This is a genomic window from Burkholderia plantarii, assembly GCF_001411805.1.
Taxonomy (GTDB): domain Bacteria; phylum Pseudomonadota; class Gammaproteobacteria; order Burkholderiales; family Burkholderiaceae; genus Burkholderia; species Burkholderia plantarii.
Genome location: NZ_CP007213.1, coordinates 1,170,548 through 1,188,771 on the forward strand (window position 1 = coordinate 1,170,548; position 18,224 = coordinate 1,188,771).

The following is an 18,224-nucleotide window of genomic DNA, read 5'->3' on the forward strand; positions in this document are numbered from 1 at the left end:
GCGATGCAAAGTCGGCGCGCCGATGTAGTTTTTACAGCGTCGGCGAGGGGCGGCCGGGCGGGGTGGGCGCTTTCGGGAACGGGACGCGAATTGGTTACAACTCTTGCGGGATGCCGTGGCGATGGTTACATAAGCCTTTCGATGACTTGGCTACACTCGCATCGTCTTTCGTTTTCATCCTTATCTGTCCATCAAGGAAGGGCGTCGATCATGACCAACTTACTGACCCGACTCGTTGCGGTGGCCGCCCTCGGCGCCGTGCTTTCCACGCCGGCGCTGGCGCGCGGCGATCTCGACAATGCCTTGGGCGGTGCGCTCGGCGGCGTGGCCGGCGCGGCGCTCGGCGGCGCGGTGGGCGGCAGCACCGGCGCGGTGATTGGTGGCGCGGTGGGCGGGGGCGCGGGCGGGGCGGTGACGTCCAGCCGGCGTGAACGGACCGGGGCGATTATCGGTGGGGCGTTGGGTGGCGGGGCGGGAACCGCCGCGGGGAATGCGATGGGCGGTCGATCGGGTGGGTTGATCGGGGCCGCGCTGGGTGGCGGGGCGGGGTCGGCGTTGGGAGGGAATATGTCGAGGTCGAATTCGTATCAGGAGGATGATCGGCGCGGGCGGTATGGGCATGGGCGGCATCATCGTGGCGGGCGGCGGTGGGATTGAGGGGGCGAGGCGGGGAGATGAACCCGGCGCAGGGGGCGGTTGCCGGGTTTTTTGTGAATGGGAGAGAGCGCCGGGTGGGGATGTCGACCCTGAGCGGACTTTCATCCGGGACCGAAGCAGACATTCGCAAGGTGTCGCCCGTCCGGATCCAGTGAGCGTTCAGCTATGATGCCTCGAGCTATCGGCTGCATGCCACCGCCTTCGCAGCCGGTCTTTCCAGATCGATCTTCGCGTTTCGAAAGAGGATTCTTCGATGGCTATCGAGCGAACCGGCCACAGGTATCGAGCTACTGATACGGGCAAGACTATTGACGTCTGGTTTCCGGCTACCGGTGGCGGGAAAAGGCGCAGTTGCCTCGCCGAGAAAGTCGGGATTATTTTTGGTGATGTCGTTGCTGTAGTGATTGAGTCGCTCGAAATCCCGCCCATTTCTACGGAGGACGCGTACCTGCGATTGCACCTGCTATCTGAAAGGGCCGTTAAGCCGAATGAAGTCAATCTCGACGGCATTTTTGGCCTGTTGCCCAATATTGCATGGACATCCGCAGGCCCTGTTTTCCCCGGAAACGTCGAGGATCTGCGGGACCGGTTAGCAGCCGAATACCACCACCTGACAGTGTCGTCGGTAGACAAGTTTCCTCGCATGACTGACTACGTCGTGCCCGAGGGCGTGCGGGTAGCCGATGCGGATCGCGTGAGACTTGGCGCGCATCTGGCAAGTGGTACGACGGTGATGCATGAGGGTTTCGTTAACTTCAACGCGGGCACCCTTGGTGAGTCGATGGTCGAGGGGCGTGTGACGCCGGGCGTTACTGTCGGGAAAAATTCCGACGTCGGCGCAGGCTCGTCCATCATGGGTACGCTCTCGGGCGGGGGCAAAAGCAGGAACTCAATCGGCGAACGGAGTTTGCTCGGAGCGAACGCCGGCATAGGTATTTCGCTTGGAGACGAGTGTATCGTCGAAGCCGGTCTGTATGTCACGGCCGGTACGAAAGTGAAGTTGCCCGATGGCAACGTCGTGCCGGCACGGCAGTTGTCCGGTCGATCCAGCCTGCTATTCCGTCGAAACAGCCAGACCGGTGCAGTCGAGGTGCTGCCGACAGATTCTTCCCGCTGGGGCGGCCTGAATACGAGCCTGCATAGTAACGACTGAGTAACCGTGTCTCGAGTCAAGCCAGTTGAAGCGGCGTGACTTGCCTGAAAATCCCTGGCGCGGCTGGTGGATGACCGCTTCGTGCTGGCGTCCCCATCGGCCGCTTATGGACGGAAGTCGCCCTACGTCTCCGCGCCCGGGCTCGGCCGGCCGCAGCCGACCCGTTGCCGCCATTCAGCGACCCAGGCCACGTGCCTGCAATTGCCAACGTCGCTTCAGTCGGTCGGAGCGGTAGCACGGTGTTTAGGGCGGCAGTGGCCCAAACACTTCAACCAAGAAGAAGCCGATTTACATCTTTTCTTTTACCCCCGAACGGATCAACCACCAGTTGACGGGATAGCTGGTTGCGAATCCCGCGAGCATGGCGAGTTGCATGGCGAACCAGAATTCCGGGCTCGCAACTTTGGCGATTCCCCCGTAAGCCGGCTTGAACCACAAGAACTGGATGATGGCCATGAGTCCATACATGCCCACCTGCCAAGCAGTGATCGACGCGATATCGGCTTTGACGGCTGCCACCACACCTGCGCCTACCGACAGCCCTCGCATCGGTTTGACGGTGAAATACTGAAAGACGATGCCGAGCAGAAAGGCGATGATGAAATCGAGGATCCACACGGCAAACGTTTTTTCGTTGAACACCGTGTGCCACCCGAACCAGCCCGCCAACGCGGGGAAGGCAAACGCCGACCACTCGACAATGATGTCTCCCAGCGTACAGCCGGCACCGCAGTGGCTCGTCCCTTTCATCGCCATCACGGCGAACGCCTGCTCGTCGGCCCTCCGCCCGGCGTCGGCGATATTTCGTCCCCACGCGTAGTAGGCGGCACCCCATACGACTGTCCCGAACAACGCCGTAAGGGGCCAGACGACGTTCATAATCCACATCTTCTGGGGGTGTCGAAGCTCGTCAACGATGATCGCGCCTGCAGATATCGCGCCCAAAATGATCCAAGTGATCGACAGCGTATTCAGCCAGGGAGGAAAGGTTCCGTAGGTCATCTCTTTTGGTGTTGGCGGTACACATGCCAAGCATCCAGCAAGGCGCGTTCCGTCGCGATGACGGGTGACGGACGCACGTTCCGGGGCGCACGACTACAGCATCAAGAACGTTTTTCCGGAGCGGGGGGAACGGGCACGGCTCAAGACGTCATCGACCTGCTATCAACAAGGATTGCCTGAAAATGGTATGGCTTCATCTCGCTTCTTACTTCTTCGGCGGCGCCTTTCTCACGAACGCTGTGCCGCACTTCGTCGCCGGCGTAATGGCAGAGCCGGGCCAACCACGCGCCATCAGCCATGGAATGGCATCGGGTTCAGGTGACCGAACATATAGGAAGTGGATGTCAAGGCCGTCAATGGTCGTCTTGAACTGCCCGAAGTCATTCAACATCGACTCGCAGCGGCGCCAGTCGTAACCGTCTAGCCAATAAGCAAGCAATTGCGGTCATAGATCATTCGACGCGATAGAACACCTTCCGGCAATATCGCCTGACGGAAATGCTGCCCGCTCATGTTTCGATTATTCCGGGGCGACCGAGTTCGACACAGGTCGAAAACGCTCCAGCAGCCATCTGCCAGCCGGTCCCGGCAGGCGGTCGGACGGATAGACGGCCTGAAAAGGCATCATGCCTGCCGATGGCCCTTCCAGCTCGATGCGTGTCAAACGTCCCTCCGCCATGTCTTGCTCGATGAGCCATCGCGGCATGTGACCCCAGCCCAGGCCCGCGCGCAGAAAAGCGTGCTTCGCGCCGAGGTCGGCCAGCCGCCAGATATTCTTTCCCTGCACTCCGTAATCCACGCCGCTCGTCAGCGACGAGCGATCGGTGAGAACCAGTTGCGTGGTTTCCTGCAGGTCACGCAGCGCAACCGGCCTAGGCGCTGAAGCCAGAGGCGACGCCGGCGCGACCACGGTCACGATTTCCTCGCTGAACAATCGTTCGGCTGCAAGCCCCGGGGGCAGAAAGGGCAGCGTGCCCGTCACGCCCAGGCTGCAATCACCGTCGAGCACGAGTTGCGCAACGCGACCCAACGCTTCGACATGAAGCCTCAGCGACGTGGATGGGAATTGCGCCTTGAAACTTCCAAGGGCATCGGTGAGGCATGACTGCGGAAACATGACGTCAATCACGATCGACAACTCAGGTTCGAGCCCGGCCGACAGATTGCGGGCCTTGGCTTTCAATGCATCGGCGCTCATGACCACGCGACGGGCATCGTCCAGCAGATTCTTCCCCTGCGCGGTCAGTTGCGGATAACGCCCGACTCTTTCGAACAGGGCGACGCCGAGTTGCGCTTCGAGATTCGCGATGGTCTGACTCACCACCGACTGCGCACGGCCAATTGCGCGGCCGGCCGCTGAGAAGCTTCCTGCGTCGGCTGCAGCGACGAAGGTGCGCAAATGATCGAGCGAGACGCCGTCCAGCATGTATCTGTTCCGCAGATGGATATCATCGAATGATATAGGCTTCTCAGAGATATCGCCCGCCCGTATCTTGAACGGAACAAAAGGAGCCGTTCATGATCAAGTGCGTCTTTATCGTGGGTGCATCGGGCTTCGCGGGCAGCGCGTTGGCGCGGCGCTTTCTAGCGGAAGGACGGTCGGTATTCGGCCTCGCGCGATCCGACCGTGCGGAGGCCGCGCTGACTGCCGCAGGTGTCCATCCCGTGCGCGGCGACCTCGATGCCGACATCGCACCCGTGTTAGCGGCGGCACGTTCGGCCGACGCGACCGTCTATGCCGCCCGGATTGCCGTCGAACGCGAACCCGCCGTCGTCCGGGCGCTCCGTGGGTGCCTGGCGCGCACCGGGAAGACGCTTGTCTTTCTGTCCGGCACCGGCGTTTTCATGCAGCGCACCGGCGGTGCCTGGAGCGCCGACAGCTTCGCTGAAGACGATCCGTTCACGCCGGAGCCATTGGCCACGCCGAGGATCGAAGCGGAAGGCATCGTGCGAGGGTCGGCCGATGATGGCTTGCGTACCATGGTGATCCGGCCGCCCGCGATCTGGGGACCAGGCGACGACGGCCCCGTCGCAAGCGTCTATCGTTCCGTCGCGCAGACCGGCGCCGCCTGCTATATCGGCTCGGGACTCGCCGCTTATTCAAACGTCCATTCCGACGATCTGGCCCGCCTGTTTTCGCTCGCACTCGAACGAGGAACATCGGGCGCGCTCTACCACGCATCCGCTGGCGAGATTCCATATCGCTGGATGGCCGATGCCGTCGCCCGCGACCTGAACGTGCAAACACGCAGTCTGACGATGGACGAAGCATCTGAAGTTTTCGGACCTTTCGGCGCACTCATTCATTCTGCGTGCAGCCGCTCGCGCGATCCCCGAACCCGGTCCGAACTCGGCTGGCAGCCCATTCATCTCGATCTGTTGTCTCAAGTCGGCGAGCCGCGTTTGCGCGCGCTTGCCCATCCTCAATTCAAGCAGGGAGTCACTCATGAACATGAACACGCATGAAGGCAAAATCGCAATCGTCACGGGCGGAAAGCAAGGCATTGGTCGAGGTATCGCGCAACTGTTGGCCGCGAGAGGCGCGAAGGTGGTGATCATCAATCGCGAGCATGCCGGGCACTCGGCGCGGGAGATCGGCAACGGCGCCATCGCCATTGCAGCCGATATCACGCGCGAGGCCGACTGGGCCGATGTCGCGCGTCAAGTCGAGCAACGGTTCGGGCGTGCCGACATTCTCGTGCATGCGGCGGGCATTTATCCGCTTGCATCGCTCGATCAAATGACGCCGGAAGCATGGCGACACGTGCTGGCGGTGAACCTCGACGCCCATGTGCTCGGCGCACGCGCGATCGTCCCGCTGATGCGCTGTGCCGGAGGCGGTGCGATCGTGGCGATCGGTTCGGATGCAGTGAATATGGTGACGCCGCCCGGCATGGGGTTCTCGCACTACGTGGCGTCGAAGATGGGCGCGATCGGTCTCGTTCGCGCACTCGCCAATGAGCTTGCTGCGGACAATATCATCGTCAATGCGGTGCATCCGGGAATCACGGATACTGAGGGTGCGAGCGGCATGCCGAACGAACAGAAGGCTCAGGTGTACATGATGCAGGCGATCAAGCGGCTCGGCACGCCCGCTGACATTGCGGGTCCGGTCGCCTTTCTGACGAGCGACGATGCGCGCTTCGTCACCGGGCAAACGCTCGTGGTCGATGGCGGTCTGATGCGTCTCTGACTACAGAGGAAGAACGACATGAAACGCACGGGAAATACGATGCTGGTCACTGGCGGCGGCACGGGTATCGGGCAGGCGCTGGCGTATCGATGGCATGACACGGGAAGCGACGTCATCATCACCGGACGTCGGCAGTAGATTCTGGAGGAAGCGATTGCCGTCCGATGAAAAAAGCGGTGTCCCTTCGACAGCCCAATGGGGACGTTGGCGTCTCGTCGTTGACGAACTACTGAATGTCGCTTACTGGCCGACCACGGCCTGCCGCCGCCTGCAACGTGCGACCGGCGCAGATCGACCCGTTGCAGCTGTTCAACGTCGGACCGGTGCAATGTCCGGTTCCAAATTACAACGGCCTGTAATGACCCAGCCAAACCTGCACAGGTTAAGCGGCTAAAGCAAACGCCTCGGCCGGGGTCTTCATCTTCAGCGACTGATGCGGTCGCCGGTGGTTGTAAAACTGAATCCAGTCGGCGATGGCGCGGCTCGCATGCTGTAGCGATTCGAAGCGCTGCCGGTGTACGCATTGCTCCTTCAGCGTCCTGATCACTCGCTCCACCATGCCGTTTTGTTGCGGGCAATGCGGCGTGATGAACTCCTGCTTCAGGCCGTAATCGCGCACCAGCTTCGTGTACTTTTGGCTCGTGAAAACCAGGCCGTTGTCGCTCCTCAACAGGAATGGCGTCGATACTCGACCCAGCGTGCCGAACCGGGCAATCAACGCGTGCTCCAGCGCGCTGGCCGCGGTCGTCGCCTTTGCGCTTCGGGACAGGTGCCAGCCCAGCAACTCGCGCGTGTAGCAATCGATGACCAGGGCCAAGGTTGCCCAGCCGTCTCGCCCCGCCCAGATACGGCACATGTCGGTCGACCAGCGCGAGTTCGGTTTGAGCGCAACCGATGGCATCGATTGCACCCGTGGCCGAAAGCCAACTGGCCGCTTGCGCACTTGCCAGCCCATCAACTGGAACACGCGTTGCACCGTGTTCTTGTTGAAGCCCAGCAGGTGCGCCACTGTCCGATAGCCGAATGATGGCGACTCCTCGATCATGGCCTTGATCGGTTCCGAGAAACGCGCCTGCACGACGGGTTCTGCCTTGACTGGCCGGTAATACACGGTTCGGCGCGGCACATCGAACCACTTGCAGAGCTTGGAAATCGAAACGACAACGCCTTCTTCTTTCAGTCCCTGGTGGATCGTTTCGATCACTTCTCGTCCTCGCCCAGCAGGGACTGCAATTTTTTTCTGGCGCGCAACTCCAGCATGGCTTCGCCGTAGGCCTCCTGCAACTCCTTGATCTGCCGCTCGTACTGCTCCTTGACGTCCAGCGGATTGGCGCGAAGCGCGTTCTCCATGCCTCGCTTGCCGTCGTCCACCCAGTTCTCAACCTCGGAGGGCGACAGGTCATAGGTTCGGCTGGCTTCGGCAACCGTCGTCTTGCCCTGAATGATATCCATCACCAGCGCGCTCTTGCGCTTGGCCGTCCATCGTTTGATGTCTTCATCCATCTTCGTGCTCATCGTCTTTTCATCCATTATGACGTGAGCAGGTTTTCACTGGGTCGGTACAGTCATTCAGCTTGAGGCTTGTTCTGGTAGGATTCACGTCCGGTTGGATGAATCGGAGCACTTCAGCAAATGAAATTCAACATCGAAGGGAAAGCGGAAATCATCGCGCCAACGCCACGACAAATCACTCACGCACTGAAATCGCTGCGCAGCTATGGCAAGTCATCTTATGCGTCTTTGACTGATGCTAGTGGTGGCTATGTGCAGGTAGCGGGCGGCGGCGTAAGTTGCATGATTGAGCGTTTCCAGTTCGGTTCGCAACGGTGGAGAGCATTCCACGACAAACCGTCACCTGTACGCCCAGACGGCACCATCCTAGTCTTCCGGGCGGGCAACATTCCGATGCGCTCAGATGAATGGTTCATGGCTGACCAAGTTGTGGAGGTATTTCTGGCCTTCCTCAACGGCGCACCGTACCCACCATTTGTTCATTGGCGGCCAGCGCCGGGCTTTTAAGGAGGCATCCGCCAGGAGACACTTTCTGCCGGCTTCTGTATTCCGAACTGTCAACGTTTCGAGGTTCGCGTTCGACTGACCGAAAATGGCCGAACTCGGCCTGACGACTACCGTCGCGGCGCCTTGTTGGAAGCTGCGGACGCCGACGGCAGACGGCGACCCGGAGCGGACTGTCAGGCTGCTTCTAAGCAGCCATTCATGCAAGTATCCGACGACACCGACGCATGGCGCTTCATCGCCGCATCCGAGGCCGTCAACGTTGACAATACGCGCGAAACAAAGGGAGCAGTTCTCGATACACCTCTACGTATCTATCGCCACCAACATGTCGAGTCGCACGCGCAACGAAAAATAACTCGTTCCGCAATTCGTTCAACATTGATCGGGGTTTTTGGTTTGCGATAGCCGAGGATTTTTCGAACGAGCCGTAGTGCTCGTATCCATTAAATGACATCGCAAATGCAAAGATAGCCTGCGCATCGTTGGGGTCAGGTAAATCCGCTTCGCTTACCAGCGTTTCCATATCAAGAGCCCGAAACTTGGTGATTCAAGGGAATCTTATTTGTAGAAGTCGCGACCCGATCTGACAGTTACCCGTTCCGACGGTGCGTGATTGTCAGATCAGATTCAGGTGGCTCACTTTTTCACGCCACACCTCCTTGCCCGCGATGAGCGGTTTGCAGAGGCGTGCGACCACGATACATCTTACCTTGATGGGTCCGCTCGCCGTTGTAGTACATCAGCCAGGCATCGAGATCGACCTGCAGCTCCGCCAGCGTCAGATACAGCTTGCGGCGGAACGCGACCAGATAAAACTCCTGCAGGATGGTTTTGTGGAACTGCTCGCAGATGCCATTCGCCTGCGGATGTCGCGCCTTGGTTCTGGTGTGCTCGATGTCGTCCAGCGCCAGGTACAGCTGATAATCGTGCGATTCCGGCTTGCTGCAATATTCCGTGCCTCGATCGGTCAGCTTGCGGATCACACCCATGTCGTGCTCCTCGAAGAACGGCAGCACCCGGTCATTGAGCAGATCGGCCGCCGTGATCGGCGTCTTGGAGGTGTACAGCTTGGCCATGGCCACTTTGCTGTACGTGTCGACGAAAGTCTGCTGGTAGATCCGGCCTACGCCCTTGATCGTGCCCACCTAGAACGTGTCTTGCGAGCCCAGATAGCCGGGATGAGCGGTTTCGATTTCGCCGTGGGCCACATCGTCGTCCTGCTTTCTTTCCAGCGCGGCCACCTGGTCCTCGCTCAGCACGATGCTTTTTTCAGCGACCTGCTTCTCCAGCGCCACGAGCCTCAGCTTGAAGGACGACAACGCGTGACGCAGCCGGATCGAACGAACCCCGGATGCAGACACGAAAATGCCGCGCCGGCGTAATTCGTTGCTGACCCGAACCTGCCCGTGGGCGGGCTGCTCCATGGCATAGCCCAGCACGACGATTTCCGTCGATTCATCGACGCGATTCTTGGGATTCGGCTTGCGCCGATTGCTGTCGAACAGGGCATCGATGCCGCCCTCGGCCACGGCGTTCTGATAACGGTAGAACGTATCGCGCGAGAGCCCCATCACCTTGCAGGCTTTCGACACGTTGCCCAGCTCGGTGGCCAGATTCAGCAGACCGATCTTGTGGCGGATGACGTTTTGGTTGAGACTAATCACGGGGTGACTCCTTGGCGCTTGCGCGCTGTTTTGATGAAGATTCGCACCTCTATCAAAACGGGTGACCCCACCTCCTGGCAAGGCCTTACTGTCAGATCAAGTCTGAACTTCTACACATTACGATCACGGGAGCCAACCGGTACGATTCGATGGCATTCGAGTCCACGCTTGATGCCATCCCTGCCGTGGCTGGCCTGACTGGTCAGCCGCGCAAGCGCGCCGACCAAACTGCACGCTGACAAATGTATGCCTTCGCGCTGTCGACGTTATCTGAGACAGCGCGGCATCAAGGCCCGTATCGCGCGTCGTGGCGTCGAAAGTCGCGATCGCCTTGGGCGGCATCGTTGGGTGGTCGAACGCACGCATGCCTGGTTCGCCGGATTCGGAAAGCTCCGGATTCGCTTCGAGCGCCGCCTCGATATTCATACCGCTTTGCTCGTCCTGGCTGCCGCCATCATCTGCTCGAGATTCGTGGATGACTTGTTAGCGGTTCTTAGTCACCTGCTTGCCGTGTCGCTACCTGCGCCGCCAGCGCACCAAACAATACGTCAAGACTGAGCTCAAAGTTGGCCTCCAGGCGTTCCACGGCCAGATGCGGTGCGATGGCCCGTACATGCGGATAGGCGATGCGCTCGGGCGCGTGTTCGAGCAACAGCGTCGTCGCATCGTCGACCTGCTCGCGGCTCGCCACCTCGGCTAGTCCGGCGCCGCAGACATAACCGCCGATCAGCCGGAACCAGAAGGCGGATTCTTTCGCGCTCAGGCCGATTTCGGCGAAGGCCGCGAGCACTTGCTCGTAAAGCGCGAACGCAAAATCGGTATTGAAACGCCTGCTGGCCAGCAGGATGAAGGCGCGCGGATGCGCAATGGCAACCGCGCGCTGGTTGCGCATAAATTCTCGCAAGCGCTTTAGCGGCGGCAGAGAGGCATTCAGTTGCTGGCCAACCAGTAATTGCTCCATGACGGCGTCGAGCAATTCGCCCTTGCCCTTGAAGTGATGGTAGATCGCCATGGCCTCCACGCCCAGCCGAGCCCCTAGCCGCCGCATTGAGCAGCCATCCAGCCCCTCATCGTCAATCAGCGCCAGCGCGGCCTGCGCGATGCGCTCGCGCGTCAGAGGCTCGCGTTGCGTCTCTTTCCGTGCCCCGCCTTTTGAACTTCGTGCCATGCCTGTCCTTTACACCGTAAATTTCGCATGATAATTTCTGCGCCATCGTAACTTACAGTGTAAGGAAAAACCACCGTGAATGCTTTCCCGACTCCCCGAGAAACTGCCGCGCTTGCCGATCAGGCCGAAGCCCAGGCCTGGGCGGATTTCATCGCCGCCGCGCCGGAAACCCTCAAAACCGAGTTGTGCCTCGGCGTCGAGGAGGTGGGGGATGCCACCCTGCTGATCGGCCCCGGCACGTCACTGACCTATTTCAACCGAGTGATCGGCCTGGGCATGCGAGGCGAGGCCACAGCGAATCAGGTCGATCGGATCGTCGAGCGCTATCGTCGCGCCGGCAGCTCTGAATGGCTCCTGCTCTGGAGCGATCTGGCCCGGCCTGCGACGATGCCCTCTATGCTGACTGCCCGGGGCTTCACGTATCCGGCATCAAGCAGCTGGGTCAAGCTATACAGGGACGCGCGAGCGCCCGCGCCGGTCGCGAGTGAACTCGTAATCGCAGAGGCCTCGGCCGACCAGGCCGTCGAACTCGCTCGTGTCGTCGTCGGCGTGTTCGGCATGCCGTCCTTCGTCTGCGAATGGCTGGTGCGAGTGCGCGGCAGGACCGGTTGGAAACTGTATGCGGTGCTCGACGGCGAGCGCATCGTCGGGGGAGGCTGCCTGTTCGTATCGGGCGAACAGGCTTGGTTGGGCTGGGGAGCGATAGCGGAATCGCACCGCTGCCGTGGTGGCCAAAGCGCCTTGATCGCACGCCGCGTCGAGGATGCCATCGCGTCAGGCGCCCGTCATCTGTTCGCCGAGACGGGCGAACCCGCAGAAGGCAGCAGCAACGCGTCGCTTGACAACATGCTGCGAAATGGATTTTCCCGAATCGTTTCGCGTCAGAATGTCATGGGGCCGGCGTTTTGACACTGAGTGTGCCTATTCAAGCGGTGGTCCGGTTCGAAGGTTGCTTGGTCGAGACCATGATGCCGTTGTTTCAACGCTTGTCCAGATTGGGGAGCGGTCGCGCTTACGCGAACAGCCCTCCAGTAAGAGTCGCTAACACAAGTCATCCGCGAATCTCGAGCAGATGATGGCGGCAGCCAGGACGAGCAAAGCGGTATGAATATCGAGGCGGCGCTCGAAGCGAATCCGGAGCTTTCCGAATCCGGCGAACCAGGCATGCGTGCGTTCGACCACCCAACGATGCCGCCCAAGGCGATCGCGACTTTCGACACCACGACGCGCGATACGTGCCTTGATGCCGCGCTGTCTCAGATAACGTCGACAGCGCGCAAAGTCATACCCTTTGTCAGCGTGCAGTTTGGTCGGCCGCTTGCGCGGCTGACCAGTCAGGCCAGCCACGGCAGGGATGGCATCAAGCGTGGACTCGAATGCCATCGAATCGTGCCGATTGGCTCCCGTGATCGTGACAGCCAGCGGGATGCCGCGTGCATCTACGATGATGTGTCGCTTCGATCCGAAGCTTGCCTCGATCGGTCGGATTGGGGCCGGTCTCCTGGCCCCCCGGGGGCTGGAAACGCTGGCGCCATCAAGACACGCGCGTTCCCAATCAATCTGGTCGTGCTCACGCAGCCGACGCAGCATCGCCAGATGCAGCCGATGCCATACACCGGCCGCTTGCCAGTCTCGCAGACGTCGCCAGCACGTCATGCCGCTGCCGAAGCCCAGTTCTTGCCGGAGGTCTTTCCACGGGATACCGGTTTGCAGCACATACAGGATGCCATTGAGCGCAGATCGGTCATCGACCGTGCGTCGCCGTCCGCCTTTGGGTGAGGGAGTGATTTCCGGAATCAGAGGTTCCAGCACCACCCCACAACTCGTTGCTGATTTTGCGTCTTGCCATGTCGCAGACGATACGACTTCTGCTATGTCATGTCTAGGTTGCGTTAGCGACTCTTAGACCATCCCGAAACAGCCGAACGACGTTGGCCGTAAGCGACGCCTCTGATTGTCGGCAATCTGGCCGACGCCGATGAACGCCTCATGGCCGGCTACTGCCGGCCGAGCCCTGGCGTGGCTACCTGCCTGACCGTAGGGCGACGTCCGGCCGCGAAGTGCCCGAGGTCTTCCATTTTCAGTAGCGCCTGGCTCAAGAGTCCGGGAGTTGACGGGTGGGCATCGAGACAAGCTCCACGACGGCGGCGGATTTGATGTTGCAGGTCAACGCCGCCGGCCGGCCCGCTAGCGCCGCATCCAGGTTTTTCTGAACCGGCAAGGCCAGGTGCCTGCAAACGACGACTGGACGAAACCCGTAGCAGGGTGGATCGATTCATTCGTTACCGTTCTGCCGCCGGTCGTCATAAATATTTCACCTCAACCCTAAAGATCACCTCCTGTCGGTCCGATAACAACGGTCTGTCGGCAAGACTTGCGCCGTCACGAAAAGACCAACAGATCCGCACGAACGCCGGACGGCGCGTGCCAGACCGCGAAAAATGAAGATACGAGAGTGGGCCGGACACGCGAGCGGGGGCTTGCGCGTGCTGGGGCAAATGATGATCGTCGCATCGATGCTGGCGCCGCTGTGGGCGGCCGCCGCCGGCATCGTGCCGGACGGCGGTACGCAGACGAGCGTGTCGGCGGGGGCCGGCGGGCGCCAGATCGTCAACATCGCGCCTGCGGTGGCAGGCGTGTCGCAGAACACCTACAGCAGTTTCAACGTGTCGACGGCGGGCGCCTCGCTCAACAACGTCGGCATCAACGCGCGCACCATCGTCAACCAGGTGACGGGCACCGACCGCAGCCTGATCGAAGGCAACATCGACGTGCTCGGCAGCACGCGCGCCAACCTGATCCTCGCCAATCCGAACGGCATCACGGTCAATGGCGGCTCATTCACCAACACCGGCCACGTGGTGCTGTCGACCGGCAACGTGTCGTTCGACGACATCGCCATCGCCCCCGGCGTGATCCGCCGCGACGTGGTGCTCGACACCGATGCCGGCACCATCGTGGTGGGCCCGAACGGGCTGACCAGCGCGCTGATCTCGCTCGACCTGATCGCCAAGAACCTGCTGATCGAGGGCCCGGTCAACAACACCTTCAGCTCCAGCACGGCCGGGCTGCGCCTGCTGGCCGGCACGAGCCGCGTGCAGCTCGACACCAGCATTTCGCCGACCGACAATGCCAACGACTGGCTGACCCGCTTCACGCCGTCCACCCTCGACACCGCGAAATCGTTCGCGATCGACATCACGGCGGCCGGCAGCCTGACGAGTGGCCGGGTGCAACTGATCGTGAACGATCGCGGGCCCGGCGTGCGCAGCGCGGGGCCGCTGAACGCCTCGCTCGGCGACTTCACGCTGTCGTCGAACGGCAGCGTGCAATTCTCCGAGACCTCGCTCGCGGCGGCCGGCAGCGCCGAATTCGACGTGCGCGACGCGTTCTCGATGGCGGACACGCAGCTGAAGGCCAGCGCGGGCCACGTGACGCTCACGGCCAGCGGGCCGCTCACGCTGCTCGGCAGCAGCATCCTCGCCAACGACGACATCAAGCTGTCGGCCAACGGCATGCTGTTCGGGCCCAGCGTCGCGGCGGCCGGCTCGACCATCGCGTCGGCGTCGGGCGGCGTGGTGCTGACGAGCGGCGGCGACATCGCCAGCACCGGCACGCTCGTGCAGGGACAGACGGCGATCGCCGGCGACACGGATTCGCGCGGCGCCGTCACGCTCACGGCGGCCGGCTCGATCGTCAATCAATCGCTGCCGGGCACCCAGCTCGGCGTCCTGTTCGGCGTGGCGGGCGACGTGTCGTTGAGCGCCGGCGGCGGCGTGACCAACCGGAACGCGCGGATCCTGTCGAACCAGAACGTGTCGATCGCCGCGGGCGGCGACGTGCTCAACGTGGTCGATCACACCTCGGGTGCGGACGACGGCGCGCAGATCGCCTATTCGTCGCGCGGCAGCAGCTTCCTGTTCCTCACGCATCGCACCAGCGGCTTCACGGTGGATTACGGCGAGATCGTCGATCCGGCCAAGCTCGCCTACATCACCGCCGACGCGGGCAACGTGACGATCCGCGGCGCCAACGTGGTCAACACGGGCGGCTCGATCCTGTCGAACGACGGCGCGATCGACATCGCGGCACTCGGCTCGCTGACGACGCAGGCGGTGTTCACGGGCCAGGCGCAGCTCGAGCGTTCCTGCTTCATCTTCTGCCATTCGCGCGCGTCCAGCACGGTGCAGGCGTTCGGCGGCGCGATCGAGGCCGGCACGGACATCACGCTGAAGGCCGGCACGCAGATCACCAACATCGGCGGCACGGTGTACGCGACCCACAATCTGCGCCTCGACGCGCCGGTGACGCTGGCTCAGGCGGTGCTCGGCTACAGCACGATCAATCGCACGAGCGATCTGAAGGCCTGGTTCGGCAACAGCTGGGCCGCGATCTACGCGACCGACACGGGCGGCATCTTCGACAGCAAGTCGGGCCAGGTGGAGCTGACCGGCGAAGGCCGAATCGACGGCGGCGCGTTCAACGCGCCGGGCGGCGTCTCGGCGGCGGGCGGCATCGTCACGGTGCGCGCGCCGCGGCGCGATCCGGTCACGATCGGCGCGGGCAACCATCTCGGCCTGGTGTCCTGGTTCGGGCTATGAGCATGCGTCACGCGATTTCGCTGGCTGTTTGCCTCGGCATGCTGTCGCCCTGCGCGTTCGCGCAGTTCGCGGGCCCGCCGGCGGCGCGCGTCGAGCAGGATCCGGCGCAGCGGCTGCTGCAGGAGCAACGCGATCGCCAGCAGCGCGACGAGGTACAGCAGGCGCCCGCGCGGATCGCGGCGCCGGCGCCCGCCTTGCCGGACCTGCCGGCCGACGCGGACGTGGGCACGCTGCCCGACGTCGCGCCGACCTTCATGATCCGCCATATCGAATTCAGCGGCGACACGGTGCTGACCGAGCGCGAGCTTGCGCGCATCGCGCAGCCGTTCCTCGACCACCAGCTGGGCCGCAACCGCATCAACCTGCTGCTGCGCCGCCTGACCGAGGCGTTCATCGCGCACGGCTACATCACCACGCGCGCCTACCTGGGCGCGCAGAACCTCGCGGCGGGCACGCTCACGATCCGCATCGTGGCCGGCAAGGTGGCCGCGTTCACGCTGAACGGCAAGCCGCTGCGCCCGCGCGACCCGGCGCAGCCGTGGTGGCGGCACGACGGCGGCGGCCTGCTGACCGACGCCGGCACGGCCGGGGCGTTCGCGGCGTCGCCGGGCGACGTGCTGCGCCTGCCCGATCTCGAGCAGGGCGTGGAGCAGATCAACCGGCTGCGGCGCAATCAGGCCGAGCTGCAGATCATGCCCGGCGAGACGCCCGGCGATTCGGTGGTGGCCCTGAGCAATCGCGTGGGCGACCGCCTCTACTACAACCTCGGCATCGACAACTACGGCAGCTCGCAGACGGGCACGATGCGCTATCGCGGCGGCATCGAGGCCGACAACCTGCTGGGCCTGCAGGAATCGCTGGCGTTCAACTACGTCGGCACCACCGACAGCAACGCGCTCGTGGCGTCGGCCGCGGTGCCCTACGGCTACCAGACCTTCAGCTACACCACGTCGCTGTCCGAATACCAGCAGACGATCGGCAACGTCGCGCTGCTCACGGGCCGCTCGTTCAGCCAGATCTTCGGCTGGAACGACGTGCTGAGCCGCTCGCGCGCCGGGCGGACCAGCCTCGACGTGACCTTCAGCAAGACGCGCACCCAGCGCAGCGTGAACGGCATCGACCTCGACGAGCAGGACCTGAGCGTGTTGCGCGTCGCGCTGAACGGCCTGGTGCGCTTCGTCGCCCACGACCAGCAGGCCGCGGCCACCTGGGAGGTGGGCGTCTCGCAGGGGCTGCCGTGGCTCGGCGCCTCGCACGACGCGCCGGACAACGGCGTGGCCGACGCGCACAGCCAGTTCACCAAGCTCGACGCGACGGCCACGGCGCAGCTCGCGCTCGGCTCGCTCGGCGCCACGCGCTGGGGCTATCGCGGCACGCTGCGCGGCCAGTACAGCCGCGTCGCGCTGTTCGGCAACCAGCAGATCTTCCTGGGCGGGATGGATTCGGTGCGCGGCTTCACGGAAGGCGGCATCAGCGGCGACAGCGGCGTGTTCGTGCGCAACGAGGCCGCGTGGCAGAACGTGCCGGCCTGGCACGGCGCGCGCGTCGAGCCGTATGTGTTCGTCGACGCGGGCAAGGCGCACCTGGTGGCGCAGGGCGGCTGGCCCACGCTGGCGGGAGCGGGCGTCGGCGCGCGCGCGGCATGGAATTTCAGGCAACAGAGCGTGACGGGCGAACTGCTGCTCGGCCAGGCACTGCTGCAGCCCGCCTTGCTGGGACGCAAGGCGACGGTGGTGCTGGCCACACTGAACTGGACGGAATGACGGAGAGGGCGGGGCAATGAAGATCGGAATGACGAAGCAGGACGCGACCCACGTGAATCACCGCGAACGGCCGAGCCGCGCAATGCGCGCGGCGAGTGCCCTGGCGCTGGCGATCGCGGGCCAGCTCGGCGGCGCGCACGCCGCGCTGGCGGCGCTCGACGCGATGCCCCGGGCCGCCACGAGCGCGGCCGCCAGCGGAGCTTCCGCGCCGGCCGCCGCGCCGCTGCCCGACGGCATCGTGGCGCGCGTGAACGGCGTGGCGATCACGCGCGATCAGCTCGAACAGGCGCGCGTCGCGGCCAGCCAGCCCGATACGGCGAGCGTGCGCGCCGCGCTGAAGAACGAGCTGATCGCACGCGAATTGCTGCGCCAGGCCGCCGCGAGCGCGCACTACGACACGCGCCCGCAGGTGCTGGCCGCCGTCGAGCAGGCGAAGTCGCTGGCGATGACGCAGGTCTGGCTGCAGGACCACGTCAAGCCCGAGCCCGTCACCGATGCCGAGGTGAAGGCGAAGTACGACGAGGTGGTGGCGGGGCTCGGCCAGACCGAGCTGAAGCCGCGCGTGATCGTGCTGAAGGATCGCGCGAGCGCCGACGCGGCGCTCGCCCAGTTGAAGCGGGGCGCCGATTTCGCGCAGCTCGCGCGGCAGGCGGCCGACGGCCCGAGCGCCGCGCAGGGCGGCGCGCTGAACTGGGTCTCGTTCCGCCAGCCGGTGCCGCCGGCCGGTCAGCAGGGCTGGCCGCAGCCGCTCGCCGAGGCACTGCTGAAGCTGCCGGTGGGCGGCGTGACCAGCGCACCGGTCGAGGCCGGCGGCCGCTTCTGGATCCTGCGCGTGGACGAGCAGCGTCCCACCCGGGTTCCGGCCTACGCCGATGCGAAGGACGTGCTGCGCCGTGGCCTCGAACAGGCCGCGCTGCAGAAGGCCACGATCGAGATGATGGTCGGGCTGCTCAAGCAGGCGCAGATCCAGCAGTAAGGGCTGGCCGCCCGGCCGCGACGCGGTC

At 63.4% G+C, this 18,224-nt stretch carries 17 protein-coding genes and 2 pseudogenes; 11 read left to right on the top strand and 8 right to left on the bottom strand.

Annotated elements, in window-relative coordinates:
- Positions 1-210: 210 nt before the first annotated feature.
- Positions 211-657, top strand: a complete 447-nt coding sequence (locus bpln_RS22365) for a hypothetical protein (protein WP_055140040.1) — start codon at positions 211-213, stop codon at positions 655-657.
- Between the two features lie 253 nt (positions 658-910).
- Positions 911-1,810 (top strand): DapH/DapD/GlmU-related protein, encoded by a 900-nt coding sequence (locus tag bpln_RS34345; RefSeq protein WP_082465395.1) that lies wholly within the window; start codon positions 911-913, stop codon positions 1,808-1,810.
- Between the two features lie 288 nt (positions 1,811-2,098).
- Here the strand turns inward: bpln_RS34345 and bpln_RS22370 are convergent, their stop codons facing one another.
- The 3 genes from bpln_RS22370 to bpln_RS22375 form a co-directional block, all read right to left on the bottom strand.
- Positions 2,099-2,812, bottom strand: coding sequence for a DUF4396 domain-containing protein (locus bpln_RS22370; protein ID WP_055140041.1), 714 nt, complete (start codon positions 2,810-2,812; stop codon positions 2,099-2,101).
- Between the two features lie 205 nt (positions 2,813-3,017).
- Positions 3,018-3,203, bottom strand: a complete 186-nt coding sequence (locus tag bpln_RS34350) for an epoxide hydrolase N-terminal domain-containing protein (RefSeq protein ID WP_244132128.1) — start codon at positions 3,201-3,203, stop codon at positions 3,018-3,020.
- A gap of 129 nt (positions 3,204-3,332) precedes the next feature.
- On the bottom strand, positions 3,333-4,238 hold the full coding sequence (locus bpln_RS22375; protein ID WP_055140042.1) for a LysR family transcriptional regulator: 906 nt from the start codon (positions 4,236-4,238) through the stop codon (positions 3,333-3,335).
- Between the two features lie 92 nt (positions 4,239-4,330).
- On the opposite strand from bpln_RS22375, the gene bpln_RS22380 reads away from it, so the two are divergent.
- Positions 4,331-5,278, top strand: coding sequence for an NAD-dependent epimerase/dehydratase family protein (locus bpln_RS22380; RefSeq protein ID WP_055140043.1), 948 nt, complete (start codon positions 4,331-4,333; stop codon positions 5,276-5,278).
- Positions 5,259-6,005: an SDR family NAD(P)-dependent oxidoreductase gene (locus bpln_RS22385; protein ID WP_244132127.1), complete on the top strand. Its 747-nt coding sequence runs from the start codon at positions 5,259-5,261 to the stop codon at positions 6,003-6,005. Before bpln_RS22380 ends, bpln_RS22385 begins: the two co-directional genes overlap by 20 nt.
- A 382-nt stretch (positions 6,006-6,387) precedes the next feature.
- Here the strand turns inward: bpln_RS22385 and bpln_RS22390 are convergent, their stop codons facing one another.
- Positions 6,388-7,209, bottom strand: a complete 822-nt coding sequence (locus tag bpln_RS22390) for an IS3 family transposase (RefSeq protein WP_042625707.1) — start codon at positions 7,207-7,209, stop codon at positions 6,388-6,390.
- On the bottom strand, positions 7,206-7,520 hold the full coding sequence (locus tag bpln_RS22395; RefSeq protein WP_047837792.1) for a DUF1153 domain-containing protein: 315 nt from the start codon (positions 7,518-7,520) through the stop codon (positions 7,206-7,208). The genes bpln_RS22390 and bpln_RS22395 overlap by 4 nt, the downstream gene beginning before the upstream one ends.
- A 117-nt stretch (positions 7,521-7,637) precedes the next feature.
- On the opposite strand from bpln_RS22395, the gene bpln_RS34355 reads away from it, so the two are divergent.
- Positions 7,638-8,024 (top strand): hypothetical protein, encoded by a 387-nt coding sequence (locus bpln_RS34355; protein ID WP_082465397.1) that lies wholly within the window; start codon positions 7,638-7,640, stop codon positions 8,022-8,024.
- Between the two features lie 198 nt (positions 8,025-8,222).
- On the top strand, positions 8,223-8,429 hold the full coding sequence (locus bpln_RS36810; protein WP_158512062.1) for a hypothetical protein: 207 nt from the start codon (positions 8,223-8,225) through the stop codon (positions 8,427-8,429).
- A 211-nt stretch (positions 8,430-8,640) separates the two neighbouring features.
- On the opposite strand, the pseudogene bpln_RS22400 reads toward bpln_RS36810, so the two are convergent.
- Positions 8,641-9,688, bottom strand: a pseudogene (locus bpln_RS22400) (IS481 family transposase).
- Positions 9,689-9,798: 110 nt separating this feature from the next.
- Between bpln_RS22400 and bpln_RS35950 the strand changes: the two are divergent.
- Positions 9,799-10,165: pseudogene (locus bpln_RS35950) on the top strand (transposase); the annotation flags it as partial.
- A gap of 16 nt (positions 10,166-10,181) precedes the next feature.
- On the opposite strand, the gene bpln_RS22405 reads toward bpln_RS35950, so the two are convergent.
- Positions 10,182-10,856: a TetR/AcrR family transcriptional regulator gene (locus bpln_RS22405; RefSeq protein WP_042627474.1), complete on the bottom strand. Its 675-nt coding sequence runs from the start codon at positions 10,854-10,856 to the stop codon at positions 10,182-10,184.
- A gap of 75 nt (positions 10,857-10,931) precedes the next feature.
- On the opposite strand from bpln_RS22405, the gene bpln_RS22410 reads away from it, so the two are divergent.
- Positions 10,932-11,765, top strand: coding sequence for a GNAT family N-acetyltransferase (locus bpln_RS22410; protein WP_052498417.1), 834 nt, complete (start codon positions 10,932-10,934; stop codon positions 11,763-11,765).
- A gap of 132 nt (positions 11,766-11,897) precedes the next feature.
- Here the strand turns inward: bpln_RS22410 and bpln_RS34370 are convergent, their stop codons facing one another.
- Complete coding sequence (locus bpln_RS34370; RefSeq protein ID WP_420807380.1) at positions 11,898-12,671, bottom strand: IS5 family transposase; 774 nt, start codon at positions 12,669-12,671, stop codon at positions 11,898-11,900.
- Between the two features lie 626 nt (positions 12,672-13,297).
- Between bpln_RS34370 and bpln_RS22415 the strand changes: the two genes are divergently transcribed.
- The 3 genes from bpln_RS22415 to bpln_RS22425 are packed head-to-tail and all read left to right on the top strand — an operon-like array spanning position 13,298 to position 18,196.
- A complete protein-coding gene (locus tag bpln_RS22415; RefSeq protein WP_055140045.1) occupies positions 13,298-15,457 on the top strand; it encodes a two-partner secretion domain-containing protein in 2,160 nt (719 codons plus the stop codon).
- On the top strand, positions 15,454-17,220 hold the full coding sequence (locus bpln_RS22420) for a ShlB/FhaC/HecB family hemolysin secretion/activation protein (protein ID WP_055140046.1): 1,767 nt from the start codon (positions 15,454-15,456) through the stop codon (positions 17,218-17,220). Before bpln_RS22415 ends, bpln_RS22420 begins: the two co-directional genes overlap by 4 nt.
- 16 nt (positions 17,221-17,236) lie before the next feature.
- Positions 17,237-18,196, top strand: coding sequence for a peptidylprolyl isomerase (locus bpln_RS22425; RefSeq protein WP_055140047.1), 960 nt, complete (start codon positions 17,237-17,239; stop codon positions 18,194-18,196).
- The last annotated feature ends 28 nt before the right edge of the window (positions 18,197-18,224 follow it).

Coding starts and splice junctions, on each gene's coding strand:
- bpln_RS22365 (WP_055140040.1), top strand. CDS start 211: ATGACCAACTTACTGACCCGACTCGTTGCGGTGGCCGCCCTCGGCGCC.
- bpln_RS34345 (WP_082465395.1), top strand. CDS start 911: ATGGCTATCGAGCGAACCGGCCACAGGTATCGAGCTACTGATACGGGC.
- bpln_RS22370 (WP_055140041.1), bottom strand. CDS start 2,812: ATGACCTACGGAACCTTTCCTCCCTGGCTGAATACGCTGTCGATCACT.
- bpln_RS34350 (WP_244132128.1), bottom strand. CDS start 3,203: ATGTTGAATGACTTCGGGCAGTTCAAGACGACCATTGACGGCCTTGAC.
- bpln_RS22375 (WP_055140042.1), bottom strand. CDS start 4,238: ATGCTGGACGGCGTCTCGCTCGATCATTTGCGCACCTTCGTCGCTGCA.
- bpln_RS22380 (WP_055140043.1), top strand. CDS start 4,331: ATGATCAAGTGCGTCTTTATCGTGGGTGCATCGGGCTTCGCGGGCAGC.
- bpln_RS22385 (WP_244132127.1), top strand. CDS start 5,259: ATGAACATGAACACGCATGAAGGCAAAATCGCAATCGTCACGGGCGGA.
- bpln_RS22395 (WP_047837792.1), bottom strand. CDS start 7,520: ATGAGCACGAAGATGGATGAAGACATCAAACGATGGACGGCCAAGCGC.
- bpln_RS34355 (WP_082465397.1), top strand. CDS start 7,638: ATGAAATTCAACATCGAAGGGAAAGCGGAAATCATCGCGCCAACGCCA.
- bpln_RS36810 (WP_158512062.1), top strand. CDS start 8,223: ATGCAAGTATCCGACGACACCGACGCATGGCGCTTCATCGCCGCATCC.
- bpln_RS22405 (WP_042627474.1), bottom strand. CDS start 10,856: ATGGCACGAAGTTCAAAAGGCGGGGCACGGAAAGAGACGCAACGCGAG.
- bpln_RS22415 (WP_055140045.1), top strand. CDS start 13,298: ATGAAGATACGAGAGTGGGCCGGACACGCGAGCGGGGGCTTGCGCGTG.
- bpln_RS22420 (WP_055140046.1), top strand. CDS start 15,454: ATGAGCATGCGTCACGCGATTTCGCTGGCTGTTTGCCTCGGCATGCTG.
- bpln_RS22425 (WP_055140047.1), top strand. CDS start 17,237: ATGAAGATCGGAATGACGAAGCAGGACGCGACCCACGTGAATCACCGC.